18 protein-coding genes and 2 tRNA genes are annotated in these 15,076 nt (G+C 66.9%); 12 read left to right on the top strand and 8 right to left on the bottom strand.

Annotated elements, in window-relative coordinates; genetic code table 11:
* Positions 1-40 precede the first annotated feature (40 nt).
* A complete protein-coding gene (locus tag ACWIGM_RS02665) occupies positions 41-619 on the top strand; it encodes a hypothetical protein (protein WP_454024376.1) in 579 nt (192 codons plus the stop codon).
* 152 nt (positions 620-771) lie between these two features.
* Positions 772-856: transfer RNA gene (locus tag ACWIGM_RS02660), tRNA-Tyr, on the top strand.
* Between the two features lie 87 nt (positions 857-943).
* On the opposite strand, the gene ACWIGM_RS02655 is transcribed toward ACWIGM_RS02660, so the two are convergent.
* From ACWIGM_RS02655 to ACWIGM_RS02635, 5 genes are all read right to left on the bottom strand, one after another.
* Positions 944-1,981 (bottom strand): amino acid ABC transporter substrate-binding protein, encoded by a 1,038-nt coding sequence (locus tag ACWIGM_RS02655; RefSeq protein WP_454024375.1) that lies wholly within the window; start codon positions 1,979-1,981, stop codon positions 944-946.
* 44 nt (positions 1,982-2,025) lie between these two features.
* Complete coding sequence (locus tag ACWIGM_RS02650) at positions 2,026-2,658, bottom strand: L,D-transpeptidase (protein WP_454024374.1); 633 nt, start codon at positions 2,656-2,658, stop codon at positions 2,026-2,028.
* Between the two features lie 14 nt (positions 2,659-2,672).
* Positions 2,673-3,182, bottom strand: a complete 510-nt coding sequence (locus ACWIGM_RS02645) for a hypothetical protein (protein WP_454024373.1) — start codon at positions 3,180-3,182, stop codon at positions 2,673-2,675.
* Positions 3,183-3,442: 260 nt separating this feature from the next.
* Entirely contained in the window at positions 3,443-3,955 is a 513-nt protein-coding gene (locus ACWIGM_RS02640; protein ID WP_454024372.1) for a DUF1697 domain-containing protein, read from the bottom strand.
* Between the two features lie 115 nt (positions 3,956-4,070).
* Positions 4,071-4,193 carry a hypothetical protein gene (locus ACWIGM_RS02635; protein ID WP_454024371.1) on the bottom strand — a complete coding sequence of 41 codons (123 nt, stop codon included), beginning with the start codon at positions 4,191-4,193 and terminating at the stop codon, positions 4,071-4,073.
* 155 nt (positions 4,194-4,348) lie between these two features.
* Here ACWIGM_RS02635 and ACWIGM_RS02630 point away from each other — a divergent pair, with 155 nt between their 5' ends.
* Both ACWIGM_RS02630 and ACWIGM_RS02625 read left to right on the top strand, forming a co-directional pair.
* The gene (locus ACWIGM_RS02630; protein ID WP_454024370.1) at positions 4,349-4,489 is read left to right on the top strand and encodes a hypothetical protein; all 141 of its coding nucleotides are present in this window, start codon (positions 4,349-4,351) and stop codon (positions 4,487-4,489) included.
* 197 nt (positions 4,490-4,686) lie between these two features.
* Positions 4,687-4,760, top strand: a tRNA-Gly gene (locus tag ACWIGM_RS02625).
* A 250-nt stretch (positions 4,761-5,010) separates the two neighbouring features.
* Here the strand turns inward: ACWIGM_RS02625 and ACWIGM_RS02620 are convergent.
* Positions 5,011-5,670: a 3-oxoacid CoA-transferase subunit B gene (locus ACWIGM_RS02620; RefSeq protein ID WP_454024369.1), complete on the bottom strand. Its 660-nt coding sequence runs from the start codon at positions 5,668-5,670 to the stop codon at positions 5,011-5,013.
* Positions 5,670-6,380, bottom strand: coding sequence for a CoA transferase subunit A (locus ACWIGM_RS02615; protein WP_454024368.1), 711 nt, complete (start codon positions 6,378-6,380; stop codon positions 5,670-5,672). The genes ACWIGM_RS02620 and ACWIGM_RS02615 overlap by 1 nt, the downstream gene beginning before the upstream one ends.
* A 362-nt stretch (positions 6,381-6,742) precedes the next feature.
* Here ACWIGM_RS02615 and pcaF point away from each other — a divergent pair, with 362 nt between their 5' ends.
* The 8 genes from pcaF (at position 6,743) to paaZ (ending at position 14,540) form a co-directional block, all read left to right on the top strand.
* Complete coding sequence (gene pcaF / locus ACWIGM_RS02610; RefSeq protein WP_454024367.1) at positions 6,743-7,948, top strand: 3-oxoadipyl-CoA thiolase; 1,206 nt, start codon at positions 6,743-6,745, stop codon at positions 7,946-7,948.
* Between the two features lie 28 nt (positions 7,949-7,976).
* Positions 7,977-8,981: a 1,2-phenylacetyl-CoA epoxidase subunit PaaA gene (gene paaA, locus ACWIGM_RS02605; protein ID WP_454024366.1), complete on the top strand. Its 1,005-nt coding sequence runs from the start codon at positions 7,977-7,979 to the stop codon at positions 8,979-8,981.
* A 27-nt stretch (positions 8,982-9,008) separates the two neighbouring features.
* A complete protein-coding gene (paaB, locus tag ACWIGM_RS02600; RefSeq protein WP_038360406.1) occupies positions 9,009-9,293 on the top strand; it encodes a 1,2-phenylacetyl-CoA epoxidase subunit PaaB in 285 nt (94 codons plus the stop codon).
* Positions 9,293-10,072: a 1,2-phenylacetyl-CoA epoxidase subunit PaaC gene (paaC, locus tag ACWIGM_RS02595; RefSeq protein ID WP_454024365.1), complete on the top strand. Its 780-nt coding sequence runs from the start codon at positions 9,293-9,295 to the stop codon at positions 10,070-10,072. Before paaB ends, paaC begins: the two co-directional genes overlap by 1 nt.
* A 10-nt stretch (positions 10,073-10,082) precedes the next feature.
* Positions 10,083-10,586, top strand: coding sequence for a 1,2-phenylacetyl-CoA epoxidase subunit PaaD (paaD, locus tag ACWIGM_RS02590; RefSeq protein WP_454024364.1), 504 nt, complete (start codon positions 10,083-10,085; stop codon positions 10,584-10,586).
* Positions 10,586-11,659 (top strand): 1,2-phenylacetyl-CoA epoxidase subunit PaaE, encoded by a 1,074-nt coding sequence (gene paaE / locus ACWIGM_RS02585; protein WP_454024363.1) that lies wholly within the window; start codon positions 10,586-10,588, stop codon positions 11,657-11,659. Before paaD ends, paaE begins: the two co-directional genes overlap by 1 nt.
* Positions 11,649-12,416 carry a Phenylacetic acid catabolic protein gene (locus ACWIGM_RS02580; protein WP_454024362.1) on the top strand — a complete coding sequence of 256 codons (768 nt, stop codon included), beginning with the start codon at positions 11,649-11,651 and terminating at the stop codon, positions 12,414-12,416. Before paaE ends, ACWIGM_RS02580 begins: the two co-directional genes overlap by 11 nt.
* Positions 12,417-12,479: 63 nt before the next feature.
* Complete coding sequence (gene paaZ, locus ACWIGM_RS02575) at positions 12,480-14,540, top strand: phenylacetic acid degradation bifunctional protein PaaZ (RefSeq protein ID WP_454024361.1); 2,061 nt, start codon at positions 12,480-12,482, stop codon at positions 14,538-14,540.
* A gap of 27 nt (positions 14,541-14,567) precedes the next feature.
* Here the strand turns inward: paaZ and ACWIGM_RS02570 are convergent, their stop codons facing one another.
* Positions 14,568-15,026, bottom strand: a complete 459-nt coding sequence (locus tag ACWIGM_RS02570; protein ID WP_137883155.1) for an Lrp/AsnC family transcriptional regulator — start codon at positions 15,024-15,026, stop codon at positions 14,568-14,570.
* Positions 15,027-15,076: the final 50 nt, after the last annotated feature.

Genomic DNA, 15,076 nt, shown 5'->3' with positions numbered 1-15,076 from the left:
CGCTAGGCTCGGGCATTCGCCGCAGCCTTGGAGGCGCGTCATGGCGGAAAGCCCCGAGGCCGGCACGATGCGCTCGGGCCGGACGCTGAACCATCTGGTGCCCGGGCGCGATTGCGGCGACTGCGTCGCCTGCTGCGAGGTGTTGCGCATCGTCGATCCCGAGGTCGGCAAGCCGGCCGGCATCATGTGCCGTCACAACACCGGTCGTGGCTGCGGCATCCATGCGACGCGGCCTGAGATCTGCCGGCGCTGGTTCTGCCTGTGGCGGAGGATCGACGCCATGCCGGACGAGGCGCGTCCCGACCGTTGCGGCGTGATCTTCTGCCTGGAGGGCGAGGAGAGCCATCCGAATCCGTTCGCGCGCTTCTGCGTGGTGGCGCGGCCCGTCGGCAGCGCGCGGGCATTGCGCAGCGCGCTGGTCAGGCAGGTCGTGGCCATGTTCGTCCGCCAGGGCGAATTGCCGGTCTGGGCGCATCGCCATGGCGTGCGCAGCCTGATTCACCCGCCGCCCGATCTCGCCGATGCGATCGAGCGGCCGCAGGAGACGCCGTTCCGGGCCTTCGTCCCTGCCGCGCTGGCCTGGCGCCGGCGCCATCGCGCCAACTGGCCGCAGGGCTGAACGCCGCGTCGGGACGATTGCTTGTCGTTAGATGGCTTTTAGGCGTTGACAGGCGGCGGCCCTCTCCTCATAAGTCCGCCCGCGCCTGCCGCCTTTCACAAAAGTGAAACAGGCGGTTGCGGCCAGCCCCTCGGGGTGGCCTGCGGCAAGGCGGGGGAATGTCCCGAGCGGCAAAGGGGGCGGACTGTAAATCCGCTGGCTATGCCTTCGCAGGTTCGAGTCCTGCTTCCCCCACCACCTTGCTTTTCTGGCGCTGTGTTCTTTCAGCTTTTCGGCGCCACGCCCGCACCCGGCAATCAGGTGCGGGACCGAGTGCGCGGCGCGCTACCGCAGCGGCGGGGCGTAGAGGACGCCGCCCATGTTCCAGAGCTGGTTGAGGCCGCGCGGGATGGCGAGCTTCGAGCCGGTGCCGAGATTGCGCTCATAAACTTCGGCATAATTGCCGCTCGCCTTGACCGCGCGGATCGCCCAGTCGGCCTCGAGGCCGAGGGCCTTGCCGAACTCGCCTTCGGCGCCAGTGAAGCGGCGCACATCCGGCTTCTGCGATTTCAGCGCCTCCTCGACATTGGCAGTCGAGATGCCGAGCTCCTCGGCGTTGACCAGCGCGAAGTTCGTCCATTTCACCACGGTGAACCAGGCGAAGTCGTCGCTGCGCACCACGGGGCCGAGCGGTTCCTTCGAGATCACGTCGGGCAACACCACCGCATCCGCCGGTCTGGCCAGCTTGAGGCGCTCGCCATGCAGCGCCGACTGGTCGCGGGTGAGGACATCGCATTGCCCGGACTGGAAGGCGGACAGCGCCTCGGCCGCGCCCGGAAAGGCCTTTTCCTCATAGCTCATCGAATTGGCGCGGAAGAAGTCGCCGAGATTGAGCTGGGTGGTGGTGCCGGCCTCGACGCAGATCTTCGCCTTGTCGAGCGACAGCGCGCTGTCGACGTTGAGCGTGCGCTTGGCCAGGAAGCCCTGACCGTCGTGATAGGTGATGCCGGCGAAGGCGAGGCCGAGTTGCGCCTCACGGCCGAGCGTCCAGGTCGAGTTGCGCGCCAGCAGATCGACCTTGTTGCCTTTCAGCGCATCGAAACGCTCGCTGGCCGAGAGCGGCGTGAAGGTGACCTTGCCCTTGTCGCCGAGCACGACGGCCGCGACCGCGCGGCAGAAGTCGACATCGAAGCCCTGCCAATTGCCCTGGGCGTCCTTGTCGGAGAAACCCGCCACGCCCTCGCTGACGCCGCATTGCAGCGTGCCGCGTTGCTTGACCATATCGAGCGTCCCGGCGACGGCGGGAGCCATGGACAGGCTCACCAGCGCCCCGAGGGCGGCGAGACCGAGATTGCACGAACGAATCTGCGAGGCCTTGAACATGGCGCTCCTCTCCTCCCGGATGTCGGCGGACGCGGCAGGGCCGGTCACAGCGTGGCCTTGTGGCGGATGATGACCTTGGTCCCGACCGGGACGCGGTCATAGAGATCGACGATGTCGCCATTGGCGAGACGGAAGCAGCCCGACGAGATCGCCTGGCCGATCGTCTCGGGCTGGTTGGTGCCGTGGACGCGGAAGACGGTCGAGCCGAGATAGAGGGCGCGCGCGCCCATCGGGTTGCCGGGGCCGCCGGCCATGAAGCGCGGCAGATAGGGCTGGCGCTGCAGCATCTCCGGCGGCGGCCGCCAGTCCGGCCATTCGGCCTTGCGGCTGACCTGGACCTGGCCGGACCAGGTGAAGCCCTCGCGCCCGACGCCGATGCCGTAGCGCAGCGCCCGGCCATTGCCCTGGACGATATAGAGGAAGCGTTCCGCCGAATGGATCACGACGGTGCCCGGCGCCTCGTTCGAGCGGAACAGCACCATCTGGCGGGCATAGGGGCCATCGCTGATGCTGACCTCCTCGGTCGAGACGCGGCCCGGCTCGTCGCCGATGTCCATCGTCTCCTGCAGCGCTGCGGGCGGGCGCGGCTGCGCCGTGGCGATGCCAGCTAGGGCAAAGAGCGGTGCTGCCAATCCCAGGGCCAGGAGGCCGTGCAGGGTGATACGGGTTGTGCTCATGGCTCGTGGCCCCCTCAGCCGCAACGGGAATAGATGAAGGTGCCGTAGCGCCGCTGCGCGTCGGCATCGACGAAGCGCATCACCAGCATCGACTTGCTGTGCGAGAGGATCTCGCGGTCCTGGGGATCGCCGGCGGGCGCCTCGAAACCGAGATAGGCCTTGCCGCCAACCCCTGCCTTCAGCCGGAGCTCATAGGGCTTGGGGTCGTCGGCGACATGCATCATCACCCCGTCATGCGGCCCGTTGCTGATCACATAGGGCTGCTTGCACTGCCCGCGCGCTTCCGCCTCGGTGCGCTTGCGATCCTTGTCGGTGTGATAGGAGGCGATGCCCCAGCGTCCGACCAGCGCATCGCGGGTGATCCCGGACGGGGCTGGGGCGCTCGCGGCGACACTGCCACCCGATGATGACGGACCCTCACCGCCGCCGCAGCCGGCCAGGAGAAGCGGCAGCAGCAGGCCGCAGGCGAGACCACCGATCGGGATGCGCTTCCGGCTTGGAAGCTCCGTGCGTTTCTCTGTCATCTTCCCTCCTTGGCAAGTCATCGGTGCCGATGCGTGTCGCAGAATGCCGGCAATTGGGCGCCACACTGCAGTCCAGGGCCGTCAGGGACGCGCAGGCGCCGTCTGGCCGCAAAAGGAACGACGGGATTTTTCGATAGGACAGCCGCAAAAGCGATCGTGATCAAGCCCTCGTTGATAGACACGGTTATTCACCCGGCGAGCACCGAGATTCAGGAACGCGCCGCCGCCAGGGCGAATGGCACAGGCGCGGCGGCACGGGATCAGATCGCCGCCGCCATCGCCGAGAGCTTCGCGATCGTGTTGAGGTTACGGGCTGTGCCATGGGCCGCAGCCGGGATCTTGAGTTTCGAGTCGCGCATTCCGGCGCCGTAGGCGACGTAGATTTCCCGTCGGCCGAGCCGCAGTTCCTCATCGGCGCGGCTGCGGACGTCGTCGAGCGCGCCGGCGAGCGGCGTCTCGTCGAGGAAGATGGCGACGGCCCGGTTCGGCGGGTGATCCGGGAAGGGATTGGCCCGCAATATCTCGGCCATCTCGGCATCGGTGCGCACGATCACGCCGACCGGCTTGCCGGCCTGATCCCGGAGCCGCCGCTCCAGCGCCGCCTTGACCTCTGCTTCGCTGCCCTCGGCAAAGAACACGACATTGCCGCTGGCGATATAGGTCGTGACCTTGGCGAAGCCCTCGGCCACGCACATCGCCTTCAGGTCCGACATAGCGAGCTTGCCGGTTCCGCCGACATTCACCGCTCGCAACAAGGCCACATAGCTCGGCATGGCTTCCTCGCATTTCCTCCGGCGAAGGCTAGGCTGGAAACCTCGGATGCGACAGAGGCCTTGCGGCCGTGCCGGAAGCGCCGTCAGGCCGCCAGGGAAGGCGAGGCGAGGCGAGTCAGGGCTGGAGCAGGAGCAGCGCGAGCAGGCCGGTGGCGTGAAGCAGCGCCGCGAGCTGTATCGGAACGGCCGCGATCGCATCGGACCTGAACGGGCAATAGAGATCGTCGAGCACTGACATGTCGTTCCCCCGCTCATGCCCTAGCGGCATAGGCGGAGCTGTTCGCCCCCCATTTGGGGGGATTCTGGCGCCGAGGACTCGAATATCGCCCTTTCGCCCCCAAATGAGGGCGGACGACCGCCCTGGCCTCGCCCGGCTAGCCGTCGGAGAGAGGGATGATGGGAATCGCGTTTTTCAGTCTCGCCGTTGCCGCAGCCGGCGCCCTCGCATTCGGGACATTGGCCGGTGGAGCCGCCCTCGGGGCGTTCACGGGCGCCGCAATCTGGCTCGGCAAGCACGCCATGAGCGATGGCTGAGATCGCCGCTCCGAGGTCGCAACGCCCGGCAAGGCGAGTTCATATTCCGTGCAGGTGGGTTGACACTCGCCGGCCGGATAAGGAATTTGGCGGCCTCTGCGGCGGCGACCGCGGTAGGCTCGACTACGGAGTACGCCGCTTTCGCTTGACGGCGAGACAATAAAGAGTAGACCAAGAAACTGAAGGTCTCAGGGTTCGCGGGCGTAGCATAGTGGTAATGCACTAGCCTTCCAAGCTAGCTAGAGGGGTTCGATTCCCCTCGCCCGCTCCAGTCCAGGCTCCATAATACTTGGATCTCGCAGCTGTCTGCCGGCCAGGGCGTTGCCGCCCGCAGGACAGTTGCGCAATCATTTCACGGCACCGGGCGTCTCATCCCTGAAACCAGCGGGCGCCGGGGATCAGGCGCGTTCGATGCCGATCCCAGGTTTCTCTTCACGAGACGTTGCATCGTCGACGCGCGACAAGGGGAGAGATACCGGCTCAAGATCGATGATCTCGAGCCGGTCGAGGCAGCCTCGGTTTCAGGCTGCCTTTGCCAGGGCCGGTGCGACAGCGAAGGAGGCGGCCGTCTTGGCCTTGACCTCGTCGAGGCTGACGCCGGGGGCGAGCTCGATCAGGGTGAGCCCGCCCTTCACCTTGTCGCAAGCCATGACGCACAGGTCGGTGATGATGAGATCGACGACACCGGCGCCGGTCAGCGGCAGCGAGCAGCGCTGCAGAACCTTGGATTCGCCCGCCTTGTTGGCGTGATCCATCACCACGATGACCTTCTTGACCCCGGCGACGAGGTCCATCGCGCCGCCCATGCCCTTCACCATCTTGCCGGGGATGGTCCAGTTGGCGATGTCGCCATTCTCAGCCACTTCCATGGCGCCGAGAATGGTCAGGTCGATATGGCCGCCGCGGATCATCGCGAACGAATCCGCCGAGGAGAAGAAGCTCGAGCTCGGCAGGATCGTGATCGTCTGCTTGCCGGCATTGATCAGATCGGGATCGGCCTCGCCCTCATAGGGGAAGGGGCCGATGCCGAGCAGGCCGTTCTCGGACTGCAGGGTGACGTCGACGCCATCGGGAATGTAGTTCGCCACCAGCGTCGGGATGCCGATGCCGAGATTGACGTAGAAGCCGTCCTGCAGCTCCTTGGCGGCGCGGGCGGCCACCTCTTCGCGGGTCCAGGCCATCAGGCGGTCTCCCTCTTGCGCTCGGTGAGCTTCTCGATCTTCTTCTCGTTGATCGTGCTCTTGATGATGCGGTCGACATAAATGCCGGGGGTGTGGATCGCCTCCGGATCGAGCGAGCCCACCGGTACGATCTCCTCGACCTCGGCGACGGTCACCTTGCCGGCGGTCGCCATGTTCGGGTTGAAGTTGCGCGCGGTGCGCCGGTAGACGAGGTTGCCGGCTGTGTCGGCCTTCCAGGCCTTGACGATGGCAAGGTCCGCCCTGAGCCAGGTCTCGCGGACGTAGAGCTGCCCCTCGAATTCCTCGACCGGCTTGCCTTCGGCGACGACGGTGCCGACACCAGTCTTGGTGTAGAAGGCCGGGATGCCGGCGCCGCCGGCGCGGATGCGCTCGGCGAGGGTACCCTGCGGGTTGAGCTCGAGCTCGAGCTCGCCGGAGAGGTATTGCTGCTCGAACAGCTTGTTCTCGCCGACATAGGACGCGATCATCTTCCTGATCTGCCGCGTCTCCAACAGCATCCACAGGCCGAAGCCGTCGGCGCCGGCATTGTTGGAAATCACCGTCAGGTTCTTCACGCCGGACCGGCGAACTTCCGGGATCAGGCTCTCGGGATTGCCCGACAGGCCGAAGCCGCCCGACATGATCGTCATCCCGTCGAACAGCAGTCCGTCCAGGGCGGCCTCGGGGCCGTCGTAAATCTTACGCGTCATCGCTCCCTCATCGCTTGCCCTGCCGAGGGCAGGGTCGTCCATCATGCCTGCCCGCCAGAGGCATCGGCCATCAGCCGGCCCTGCTCAGTGCCTGTCGACGCCGGCATCAATACCGGGTGTCTCGCGCTGCGTCGACGGTGCCGGATGATCAGCGGCCATGTCTAGGAGCGGCACTCCGGGCAGGGCCGCGTCGAGACTTGCCTGGCTGAGCTGCTGCGAGGGGTACGCCGGCCGTTCGCGGCGCAATCCAAACCGATCGCGTACGCGGTTCAAGCCAGTTGATCTCCGCTTGAATTCGTGCAATTAAATGACCGACCGGTCGGTTGATAAAAACGAAACGACGGATTTCAGGGAGAGAGATCGTGGCGGACGCTTTCATTTGCGATGCGGTTCGCACGCCCGTCGGCCGCTATGGCGGGGCACTTTCGAGCGTCCGGGCCGATGACCTTGCGGCGATCCCGCTCACGGCGCTGATGCAGCGCAATCCTTCCGTCGACTGGGCCGGGGTCGACGACGTCATTCTCGGCTGCGCCAACCAGGCCGGCGAAGACAATCGCAATGTCGCGCGCATGGCCGTGCTCTTGTCCGGGTTGCCTGTCGACGTGCCCGGCACGACGGTCAACCGGCTCTGCGGCTCAGGGCTCGATGCGCTCGGGCTGGCAGCTCGCTCGATCCGCGCCGGCGATTGCGAGCTGATGCTCGCCGGCGGCGTCGAGAGCATGTCGCGCGCGCCCTTCGTGATGCCGAAGGCCGATGCCGCCTTCTCGCGCGCCAATGCGGTCTACGACACCACGATCGGCTGGCGCTTCGTCAATCCGAAGCTGAAGAAGGCCTACGGCATCGATTCCATGCCCGAGACGGCCGACAATGTCGCCGCCGATTTCGGCGTTTCGCGCGCCGACCAGGATGCCTTCGCGCTGCGCAGCCAGCAGCGCTGGGCCGCGGCCCAGGCCGCCGGCCGCTTCGCCGACGAGATGGCGCCGGTCTCCGTGCCGCAGAAGAAGGGCGATCCCGTCATCGTCGATCGCGACGAGCATCCGCGCCCGGATGTGACGCTCGATCAGCTGGCCAAGCTGAAAGGCGTCAACGGCCCCGATCTCAGCGTGACCGCCGGCAACGCCTCGGGCGTGAATGATGGCTCGGCGGCGCTGATCGTCGCGAGCGAGCAGGCGGCGAAGACGAACGGCCTGACGCCGCGCGCCCGTGTCGTCGCCATGGCGGCGGCCGGTGTCGCGCCGCGCATCATGGGCATCGGCCCGGTGCCGGCGGTGCGCAAGGTGCTGCAACGCGCCGGGCTGGAACTCGGCCAGATGGACGTGATCGAGCTGAACGAAGCCTTCGCGGCGCAGGGGCTCGCAGTGTTGCGTGAGCTCGGCCTGCCGGATGATGCCCCGCAGGTGAATCCGAATGGCGGCGCGATCGCGCTCGGCCATCCGCTTGGCGCCAGCGGCGCCCGGCTGGCGACGACGGCGATGTGGCAGCTCCAGCGCAGCGGCGGGCGTTTCGCCCTCTGCACGATGTGCGTCGGCGTGGGGCAGGGAATTGCAGTGATCCTCGAGCGCGTCTGAGGCGCGAGGCGGAACAGGAGGCAGGCCGATGTATGCCCAGATGGTCAAGACCGAGGCGAAGCGGGTCCGCAGCCTCGACGAGATGGAGCCGCAGGAGCGCGCCTTCCAGGAGCGCATCGATGCCGGCCAGAAGATCGAGCCGAAGGAGTGGATGCCGGAGGACTATCGCAAGACGCTGATCCGCCAGATCAGCCAGCACGCCCATTCCGAGATCGTCGGCCAATTGCCGGAGGGCAACTGGATCACGCGCGCGCCGACGCTGGAGCGCAAGGCGATCCTGCTCGCCAAGGTTCAGGACGAGGCCGGCCACGGCCTCTATCTCTACTGCGCGGCTGAGACGCTCGGCATCAGCCGCGACCAGATGTATGAGCAGCTCCACTCCGGCAAGGCGAAGTATTCCTCGATCTTCAACTATCCGACGCTGAGCTGGGCCGATATCGGCGCGATCGGCTGGCTGGTCGACGGTGCCGCGATCATGAACCAGGTGCCGCTGCAGCGCTGCTCCTACGGGCCCTATGCCCGCGCCATGGTCCGTATCTGCAAGGAGGAGAGCTTCCACCAGCGCCAGGGCTTCGACATCATGACCGTGCTCAGCAAGGGCACGCCGGAGCAGAAGGCGATGGCGCAGGACGCGCTCGACCGCTGGTGGTGGCCGTCGCTGATGATGTTCGGCCCCTCGGACGATGCCTCGGTGCATTCGGCCCAGTCGATGGCCTGGAACATCAAGCAGGATTCCAATGACGAGCTGCGCCAGAAATTCGTCGACCAGACCGTGCCGCAGGCCAAATATCTCGGCCTCACCGTCCCCGATCCCGCGCTGAAGTGGAACGAGGCGAAGGGCGGCCATGATTTCGGCGAGCCGGACTGGACCGAGTTCTTCGCGGTGATCGCCGGCGAGGGTCCGTGCAATCGCGAGCGGCTCGAGGCGCGCCGCAAGGCCTGGAACGACGGCGCCTGGTTCCGCGACGGCCTCACCGCCCATGCCAGCAAGCAGGCGGCACGACGCCAGGCCGCCAGGATCGCCGCCGAGTAACGCGCCGGTAGCGGAAGGGAGCAAGCAATGTCGAGCGAATGGCCCCTCTGGGAGGTCTTCATCCGCGGCCAGCACGGCCTCAACCACCGCCATGTCGGCAGCCTGCACGCGCCCGACGCCGAGATGGCGATCCTGAATGCCCGCGACGTCTATACGCGCCGCAATGAGGGCGTGAGCATCTGGGTGGTGCGCTCGGCCGACATCGTCGCCAGTGCGCCTTCCGACAAGGGCCCGCTGTTCGACCCGGCCAACGCCAAGGTCTACCGGCACCCGACCTTCTTCGACGTGCCGGACGAAGTGGGGCACATGTGATGAGCGCCCCGGCCTCTTCCTCTGCGGTTTCCTCAGCGGTCGCCGAGTTCGCACTGCGCATGGGCGACAACTGCCTGATCCTCGGCCATCGCAATTCGGAGTGGTGCGGCCATTCCCCGGCTCTGGAAGAGGACATCGCGCTCGCCAACACCGCGCTCGACCTGATCGGCCAGACCCAGCTCTGGCTCGGGCTCGCCTGCGAGGCCGAGGGCAAGGGCCGCACGCCCGATGAGATCGCCTTCCTGCGCGACGTGTCCGGCTATCGCAATCTTCTTCTGGTCGAACAGCCCAACGGCGATTTCGGCCGCACGCTGATGCGGCAGTACCTGTTCGACGCCTGGCATCTGCCGCTGCTGAAGGCGCTGATGAACTCGGCCGACAAGCGCATCGCCGAGATCGCCGAGAAGGCTTCCAAGGAGGTCGCCTATCATTTGGAGCGCAGCGCCGATCTGGTCGTCCGCCTCGGCGACGGCACTGCGGAAAGCCATGCCCGCATGCAGGCGGCGCTGGATTTCCTCTGGCCTTATACCGGCGAGATGTTCCTTGCCGATGCGCTCGACGAGGAGCTGGCGGCCGCCGGGCTCGCGCCGGAGCCCGGGTCGCTGAAGGCCGCCTGGCAGGAGCATGTCGGCCGGACCCTGGTCGAGGCGACGCTGAAGGCGCCGGAGAAGAGCTTTGCCCACAAGGGCGGCCGGCGCGGCGTCCATTCCGAGCATCTCGGCTACGTCCTCGCCGAGATGCAGTTCCTGCAGCGCGCCTATCCCGGCGCCCGCTGGTGAGGAGGCGCTGATGGACGCCGCCACCATCTCCCGCCCGGCCATTGCCGAGATCTGGTCCTGGCTCGGCGATATCCCCGATCCCGAGATCCCGGTGATCTCGCTGGTCGACCTCGGCATCATCCGCGACGTCGCCTGGGCCGGCGACCTGCTGGAGGTGACGGTGACGCCGACCTATTCCGGCTGCCCGGCGACCGGCGTGATCAATTTCGAGATCGAACGCGGCCTGCGCGAGCACGGCATCGAGAAGCTCAGGCTCAAGCGGCAATTGTCGCCGGCCTGGACCACCGCCTGGATCAGCGCCGAAGGCCGCGCCAAATTGCGCGACTACGGCATCGCCCCGCCGGTCGAGGGCACGGCTGCCTGTGCCGGCGCGCTGGTGCCGCTCGAAGTCTCATGTCCGCGCTGCGGCTCGCTCCGGACCGAGCGTATCAGCCAGTTCGGCTCGACGCCGTGCAAGGCGCATTTCCGCTGCACCGACTGCCTCGAACCCTTCGACTACTTCAAGAGCATCTGATGGCACGCTTCTTTCCGCTGGAGGTTGCCGATATCCGTCGCGAGACCCGCGATGCGGTGGTCGTCACGCTCGCGCCGCGCGCTGAGGACCGCGCCGCCTTCGACTTCACGCAAGGGCAGTACCTGACCTTCCGCCGCGACTTCGAGGGCGAGGAGCTGCGCCGCTCCTATTCGATCTGCGCCGGCAAGGACGAGGGCATTCTCAAGGTCGGCATCAAGCGCGTCGATGGCGGCGCCTTCTCGACCTGGGCGAACGAGGAATTGAAGCCAGGCGACGTGGTCGAGGCGATGCCGCCAATGGGCGCCTTCCATGTGCCGCTGAAGCCGGAAGAAAAACGACATTACCTCGGTTTCGCCGGCGGCAGCGGCATCACGCCGGTGCTCTCGCTGATCAAGACGACATTGGCGCGCGAGCCGGGATCGCGCTTCACGCTGGTCTACGGCAACCGTTCGGTCAGTTCGATCATGTTCCGCGAGGAGCTGGAGGACATCAAGAACACCCATCTCGGCCGCTTCAACGTGGTCCATGTGCTGGAGAGCGAGGCGCAGGAGGTCGAGCTCTTCTCCGGCCGCATCGACGCCGAGAAATGCACCAGGCTGTTCAAGGGTTGGATCAACATCGCCGCCATCGACATGGCCTTCATCTGCGGGCCCGAGCCGATGATGCTGGCGATCGCGGCGGCTTTGCGTGAGCACGGCCTGCGCGACGACCAGATCAAGTTCGAGCTGTTCGCCTCGGCACCGCGCCGCGGCAAGCACGTCGTCAGGACCGCCGCCGACACCGGCAAGGCCGCGACCTGCACCGCGACGATCACGCTCGATGGCACCACCCGTGTGATCGAGATGGCCAAGACCGGCCAGACCATCCTGGAGGCGGCACTCGGTGCCAGTCTCGATGCGCCCTATGCCTGCAAGGCCGGCGTCTGCTCGACCTGCCGCGCCATGGTCGTCGAGGGCGAGGTCGAGATGGCGACCAACCATGCCCTCGAGGATTACGAGGTCCGCCAGGGCTATGTGCTGAGCTGCCAGTGCTATCCGCTCTCCGACCGGGTGGTGGTGACCTATGACCAGTGACGCCACCGACACCATGCCGCTCGAGGATTATCTCGCACAGGGCGGCAAGCTGACCACACCCGAGAACGCGCCGCCGCGCTATCGTGGAGAGTTGCTGCGGCTGATGGCGACCTTCGTCGACAGCGAGCTGGCGGGCGCCGCCGGCTTCGCCGACATCATCAACCAGGGCCCGGGGATCAAGGAGCGCATCGCCGCCTCGCGCATCGTGCTGGAGAAGCTCGACCATGCCGAGCGCGTTCTCGCCGTGATGGGCGAGTTCGGCGCCGACATCTCGCGCTACGCCAACCACCATCCCTGGGCCGAGCGCGTGGCGCGCGACAGCGATCTCGGCGCCGCTCGTCACGGCGCCGACATGCGGCTCGCCGTGCTGCACTATCCGCTGCAGGGCTGGCTCGATGCGGTCGTGATGAACGTGCTGATGGGTCACGCGGTGGTGATCCAGATCGAGGAATTCGCCGGACTTTCCTACCAGCCGCTCGGCGAGATCTTCCGCGCCATCCTGCCGCGCGAGCGCCGGCACAAGGAGCTTGGCGAGGAAGGTTTGCGGAAATTGCTGCAGGAACAGGCCAACCGGCCGCAGATTGCCGCCGCACTTGCCTACTGGCGCCCGCGCGTCGCCGCCAGCTTCGGTCGCGGCAGCTCGGCGCATTTCGAGACGCAGAAGAAGTTCGGCCTGCGCCATACCGGGAATGCCGGGCTCGCCGCCGCCTGGGAGCGGCAGGTGGACGAGCTGCTGCACGCCATCGGCATGGCCTGACCAGCACATACGACCGACGACGGCGACAAGCCGCACATCGCGATCGACAAGGGATCTCCAGGGATGAACGCGCCAGTGAAGACCGTCCGCCAGCTCGAATCCTTCATCGCCGGAGACTGGGTCCGCGGCGCCGGCAAGGCCGTGCCGCTGCTCGATGCGGCGACGGGGGCCGAGGTCGCGCTGATCGATGCCAGTGGCCTCGACATGAAGCGTGCGCTGCATCATGGCCGCGAGGCCGGAGGCCCGGCGCTGCGCAAGCTCAGCTTCCACGAACGCGCCTTGATGCTGAAGGCGCTCGGCCAGGCGCTGATGGAGGCGAAAGAGGAGTTCTACGCCCTCTCGACCGCGACCGGCGCGACGCGGACCGACAGCTGGATCGACATCGAGGGCGGCGTCGGCACCTTGCTGTCCTATGCCTCGAAAGGCCGGCGCGAACTGCCGAACACGCGCACCCTCGTCGATGGCGATGTCGAGGCGCTCTCGCGGGACAACAGCTTCTCCGGCCAGCACATCCTGACGCCGCTGGAGGGCGTCGCGATCCATATCAACGCCTTCAACTTCCCGTGCTGGGGCATGCTGGAGAAGCTGGCGCCGACCCTGCTCGCCGGCATGCCCGCGATCGTCAAGCCGGCGAGCCAGACCGCCTATCTGACCGAACTGATGGTGCGCAGGATCATCGCGACCGGCATCCTGCCTAAGGGCGCGCTGCAACTGATCAGCGGCTCGGTCGGCGACCTGCTCAATCATGTCGATTGCCAGGACGTCGTGACCTTCACCGGTTCGGCCGCAACCGGCCGCAAGCTCAAGACCCATAAGGCCATCGTCGAGAACTCCGTGCGCTTCACCATGGAGGCGGATTCGCTCAATGCCGCGATCCTGGGGCCGGATGCTGTCGCCGGCACCGAGGAGTTCGATCTCTTCGTCAAGGAAGTCGCCCGCGAGATGACGGTGAAGGCCGGGCAGAAATGCACGGCGATCCGCCGCGTGATCGCGCCGCGCGCTGCCATCGAGCCGCTGATCAAGGCGCTCGGCGATCGTCTCGCCAAGACTGCGCTCGGCAATCCCGGCGAGGAGGCGACGCGGATGGGCCCGCTCGCCAGCCTCGCCCAGCGCGACGAGGTCCGCGCCCGCATCGCCGAATTGCAGGGGGATGCCGAGATCGTCGCCGGCGATCCAGCCCAGGCCAAGCTGATGTCCGGCGATGCTGAGGCCGGCGCCTTCTTGAGCCCTGTCCTGCTCTATTGCGACAAGCCGGGCTCCGCCAAGGCCGTCCACGACGTCGAGGCCTTCGGCCCGGTCAGCACGATCATTCCTTACGAGACTGCCGAGGAAGCGGCGGAACTGGCGCGGCGCGGCAAGGGCAGTCTTGTCGCCTCGGTCTTCACCAACGATGCCGTCTTCGCGCGCGAGGCTGTCGAGGCGCTCGGTCCCTGGCATGGCCGCGTCATGCTCGGCAACCGCGTCAGCGCCAAGTCCTCGACCGGCCATGGCTCGCCCTTGCCGGTCCTGGTCCATGGTGGGCCGGGCCGCGCCGGCGGCGGCGAGGAACTCGGCGGCATGCGCTCGGTCAAGCACTACATGCAGCGCACGGCCGTCCAGGGCGCGCCCTGGCTGTTGTCGGAGGTCACCGGCCGCTGGATGCAGGGCGCGAAGACGCGGAAGGATGGCATCCATCCCTTCCGCAAGTCGCTGGCAGAGCTGGAGATCGGCGACCAGCTCGTTACGGCCTCGCGCACAGTGACGCTGGAGGACATCGAGCATTTCGCCCATTTCACCGGCGACACCTTCTACGCCCATATGGACGAGGAGGCGGCCAAGGCGAACCCCTTCTTCGACGGGCGCGTCGCGCATGGCTATCTGATCGTCTCGTTCGCGGCCGGCCTGTTCGTCGATCCGGCGCCCGGCCCGGTGCTCGCCAACTACGGCGTCGACGCGCTGCGCTTCCTCACTCCGGTCAATCCGGGCGACGCACTGCAGGTGACGCTGACCTGCAAGCAGATCAATCCGCGCGAGACCGAAGAGTACGGCGAGGTGCGCTGGGACTGCACGGTCAGCAACCAGGAGGCCCAGCTCGTCGCGCAATACGACGTGCTGACCATGGTGGCGAAGACCTGGCCGCAATAGCTGCTAGGGCAGAAGGAGCGGTGCCGGTCAGACCGGCACCGGCCCGTGCACCTTGATCTCCCTCAGGACGAGGTTGGTGCGGACATTGGCGATGCCGGGCAGCCTGAACAGGAAGTGCTCGAGGAAATCGTTATAGGCGTCCTTGTCGCGGCAGACGACATGCAGGTGGTAGTCGGCCTCGCCGGTGGTCGCGAAGCATTCCAGCACCTCCGGCCGCCCGGTTACGCGTGAGATGAACGTCTTCACATGGTCCGCCTCGTGGCGCACCAGCGCGACATGCACCATTGCGCTGAAGGCGAGCCCGGCCTTGGCGGGGTCGACGATGGCGCGATAACTCGAAATCACGCCGGCTTCCTCGAGCGCCCGCACCCGGCGCCAGCAGGCCGAGGCCGACATACCGACGCCCTCTGCCAGCTCCTGGTTCGAGATGCGCGCATCCGCCTGCAGCAGCGTGATCAGCTTGCGGTCCTGCTCGGTGAGCTCCATCGCCTTCGCCTGAAAGAATTATCCTGGATCGGCAGGAACATCGGTCAGTT

Source organism: Allobosea sp. NPDC055332, from assembly GCF_053645455.1.
The sequence above is the reverse complement of the archived record's forward strand: the minus strand, read 5'-3'. Positions and strand labels throughout refer to the sequence as shown.

What these genes read in the sequence shown, in the direction of transcription:
- ACWIGM_RS02665 (WP_454024376.1), top strand. Translation starts at nt 41, where the DNA reads ATGGCGGAAAGCCCCGAGGCCGGCACGATGCGCTCGGGCCGGACGCTG.
- ACWIGM_RS02655 (WP_454024375.1), bottom strand. Translation starts at nt 1,981, where the DNA reads ATGTTCAAGGCCTCGCAGATTCGTTCGTGCAATCTCGGTCTCGCCGCC.
- ACWIGM_RS02650 (WP_454024374.1), bottom strand. Translation starts at nt 2,658, where the DNA reads ATGAGCACAACCCGTATCACCCTGCACGGCCTCCTGGCCCTGGGATTG.
- ACWIGM_RS02645 (WP_454024373.1), bottom strand. Translation starts at nt 3,182, where the DNA reads ATGACAGAGAAACGCACGGAGCTTCCAAGCCGGAAGCGCATCCCGATC.
- ACWIGM_RS02640 (WP_454024372.1), bottom strand. Translation starts at nt 3,955, where the DNA reads ATGCCGAGCTATGTGGCCTTGTTGCGAGCGGTGAATGTCGGCGGAACC.
- ACWIGM_RS02635 (WP_454024371.1), bottom strand. Translation starts at nt 4,193, where the DNA reads ATGTCAGTGCTCGACGATCTCTATTGCCCGTTCAGGTCCGATGCGATC.
- ACWIGM_RS02630 (WP_454024370.1), top strand. Translation starts at nt 4,349, where the DNA reads ATGATGGGAATCGCGTTTTTCAGTCTCGCCGTTGCCGCAGCCGGCGCC.
- ACWIGM_RS02620 (WP_454024369.1), bottom strand. Translation starts at nt 5,670, where the DNA reads ATGGCCTGGACCCGCGAAGAGGTGGCCGCCCGCGCCGCCAAGGAGCTG.
- ACWIGM_RS02615 (WP_454024368.1), bottom strand. Translation starts at nt 6,380, where the DNA reads ATGACGCGTAAGATTTACGACGGCCCCGAGGCCGCCCTGGACGGACTG.
- paaA (WP_454024366.1), top strand. Translation starts at nt 7,977, where the DNA reads ATGTATGCCCAGATGGTCAAGACCGAGGCGAAGCGGGTCCGCAGCCTC.
- paaB (WP_038360406.1), top strand. Translation starts at nt 9,009, where the DNA reads ATGTCGAGCGAATGGCCCCTCTGGGAGGTCTTCATCCGCGGCCAGCAC.
- paaC (WP_454024365.1), top strand. Translation starts at nt 9,293, where the DNA reads ATGAGCGCCCCGGCCTCTTCCTCTGCGGTTTCCTCAGCGGTCGCCGAG.
- paaD (WP_454024364.1), top strand. Translation starts at nt 10,083, where the DNA reads ATGGACGCCGCCACCATCTCCCGCCCGGCCATTGCCGAGATCTGGTCC.
- paaE (WP_454024363.1), top strand. Translation starts at nt 10,586, where the DNA reads ATGGCACGCTTCTTTCCGCTGGAGGTTGCCGATATCCGTCGCGAGACC.
- ACWIGM_RS02580 (WP_454024362.1), top strand. Translation starts at nt 11,649, where the DNA reads ATGACCAGTGACGCCACCGACACCATGCCGCTCGAGGATTATCTCGCA.
- paaZ (WP_454024361.1), top strand. Translation starts at nt 12,480, where the DNA reads ATGAACGCGCCAGTGAAGACCGTCCGCCAGCTCGAATCCTTCATCGCC.
- ACWIGM_RS02570 (WP_137883155.1), bottom strand. Translation starts at nt 15,026, where the DNA reads ATGGAGCTCACCGAGCAGGACCGCAAGCTGATCACGCTGCTGCAGGCG.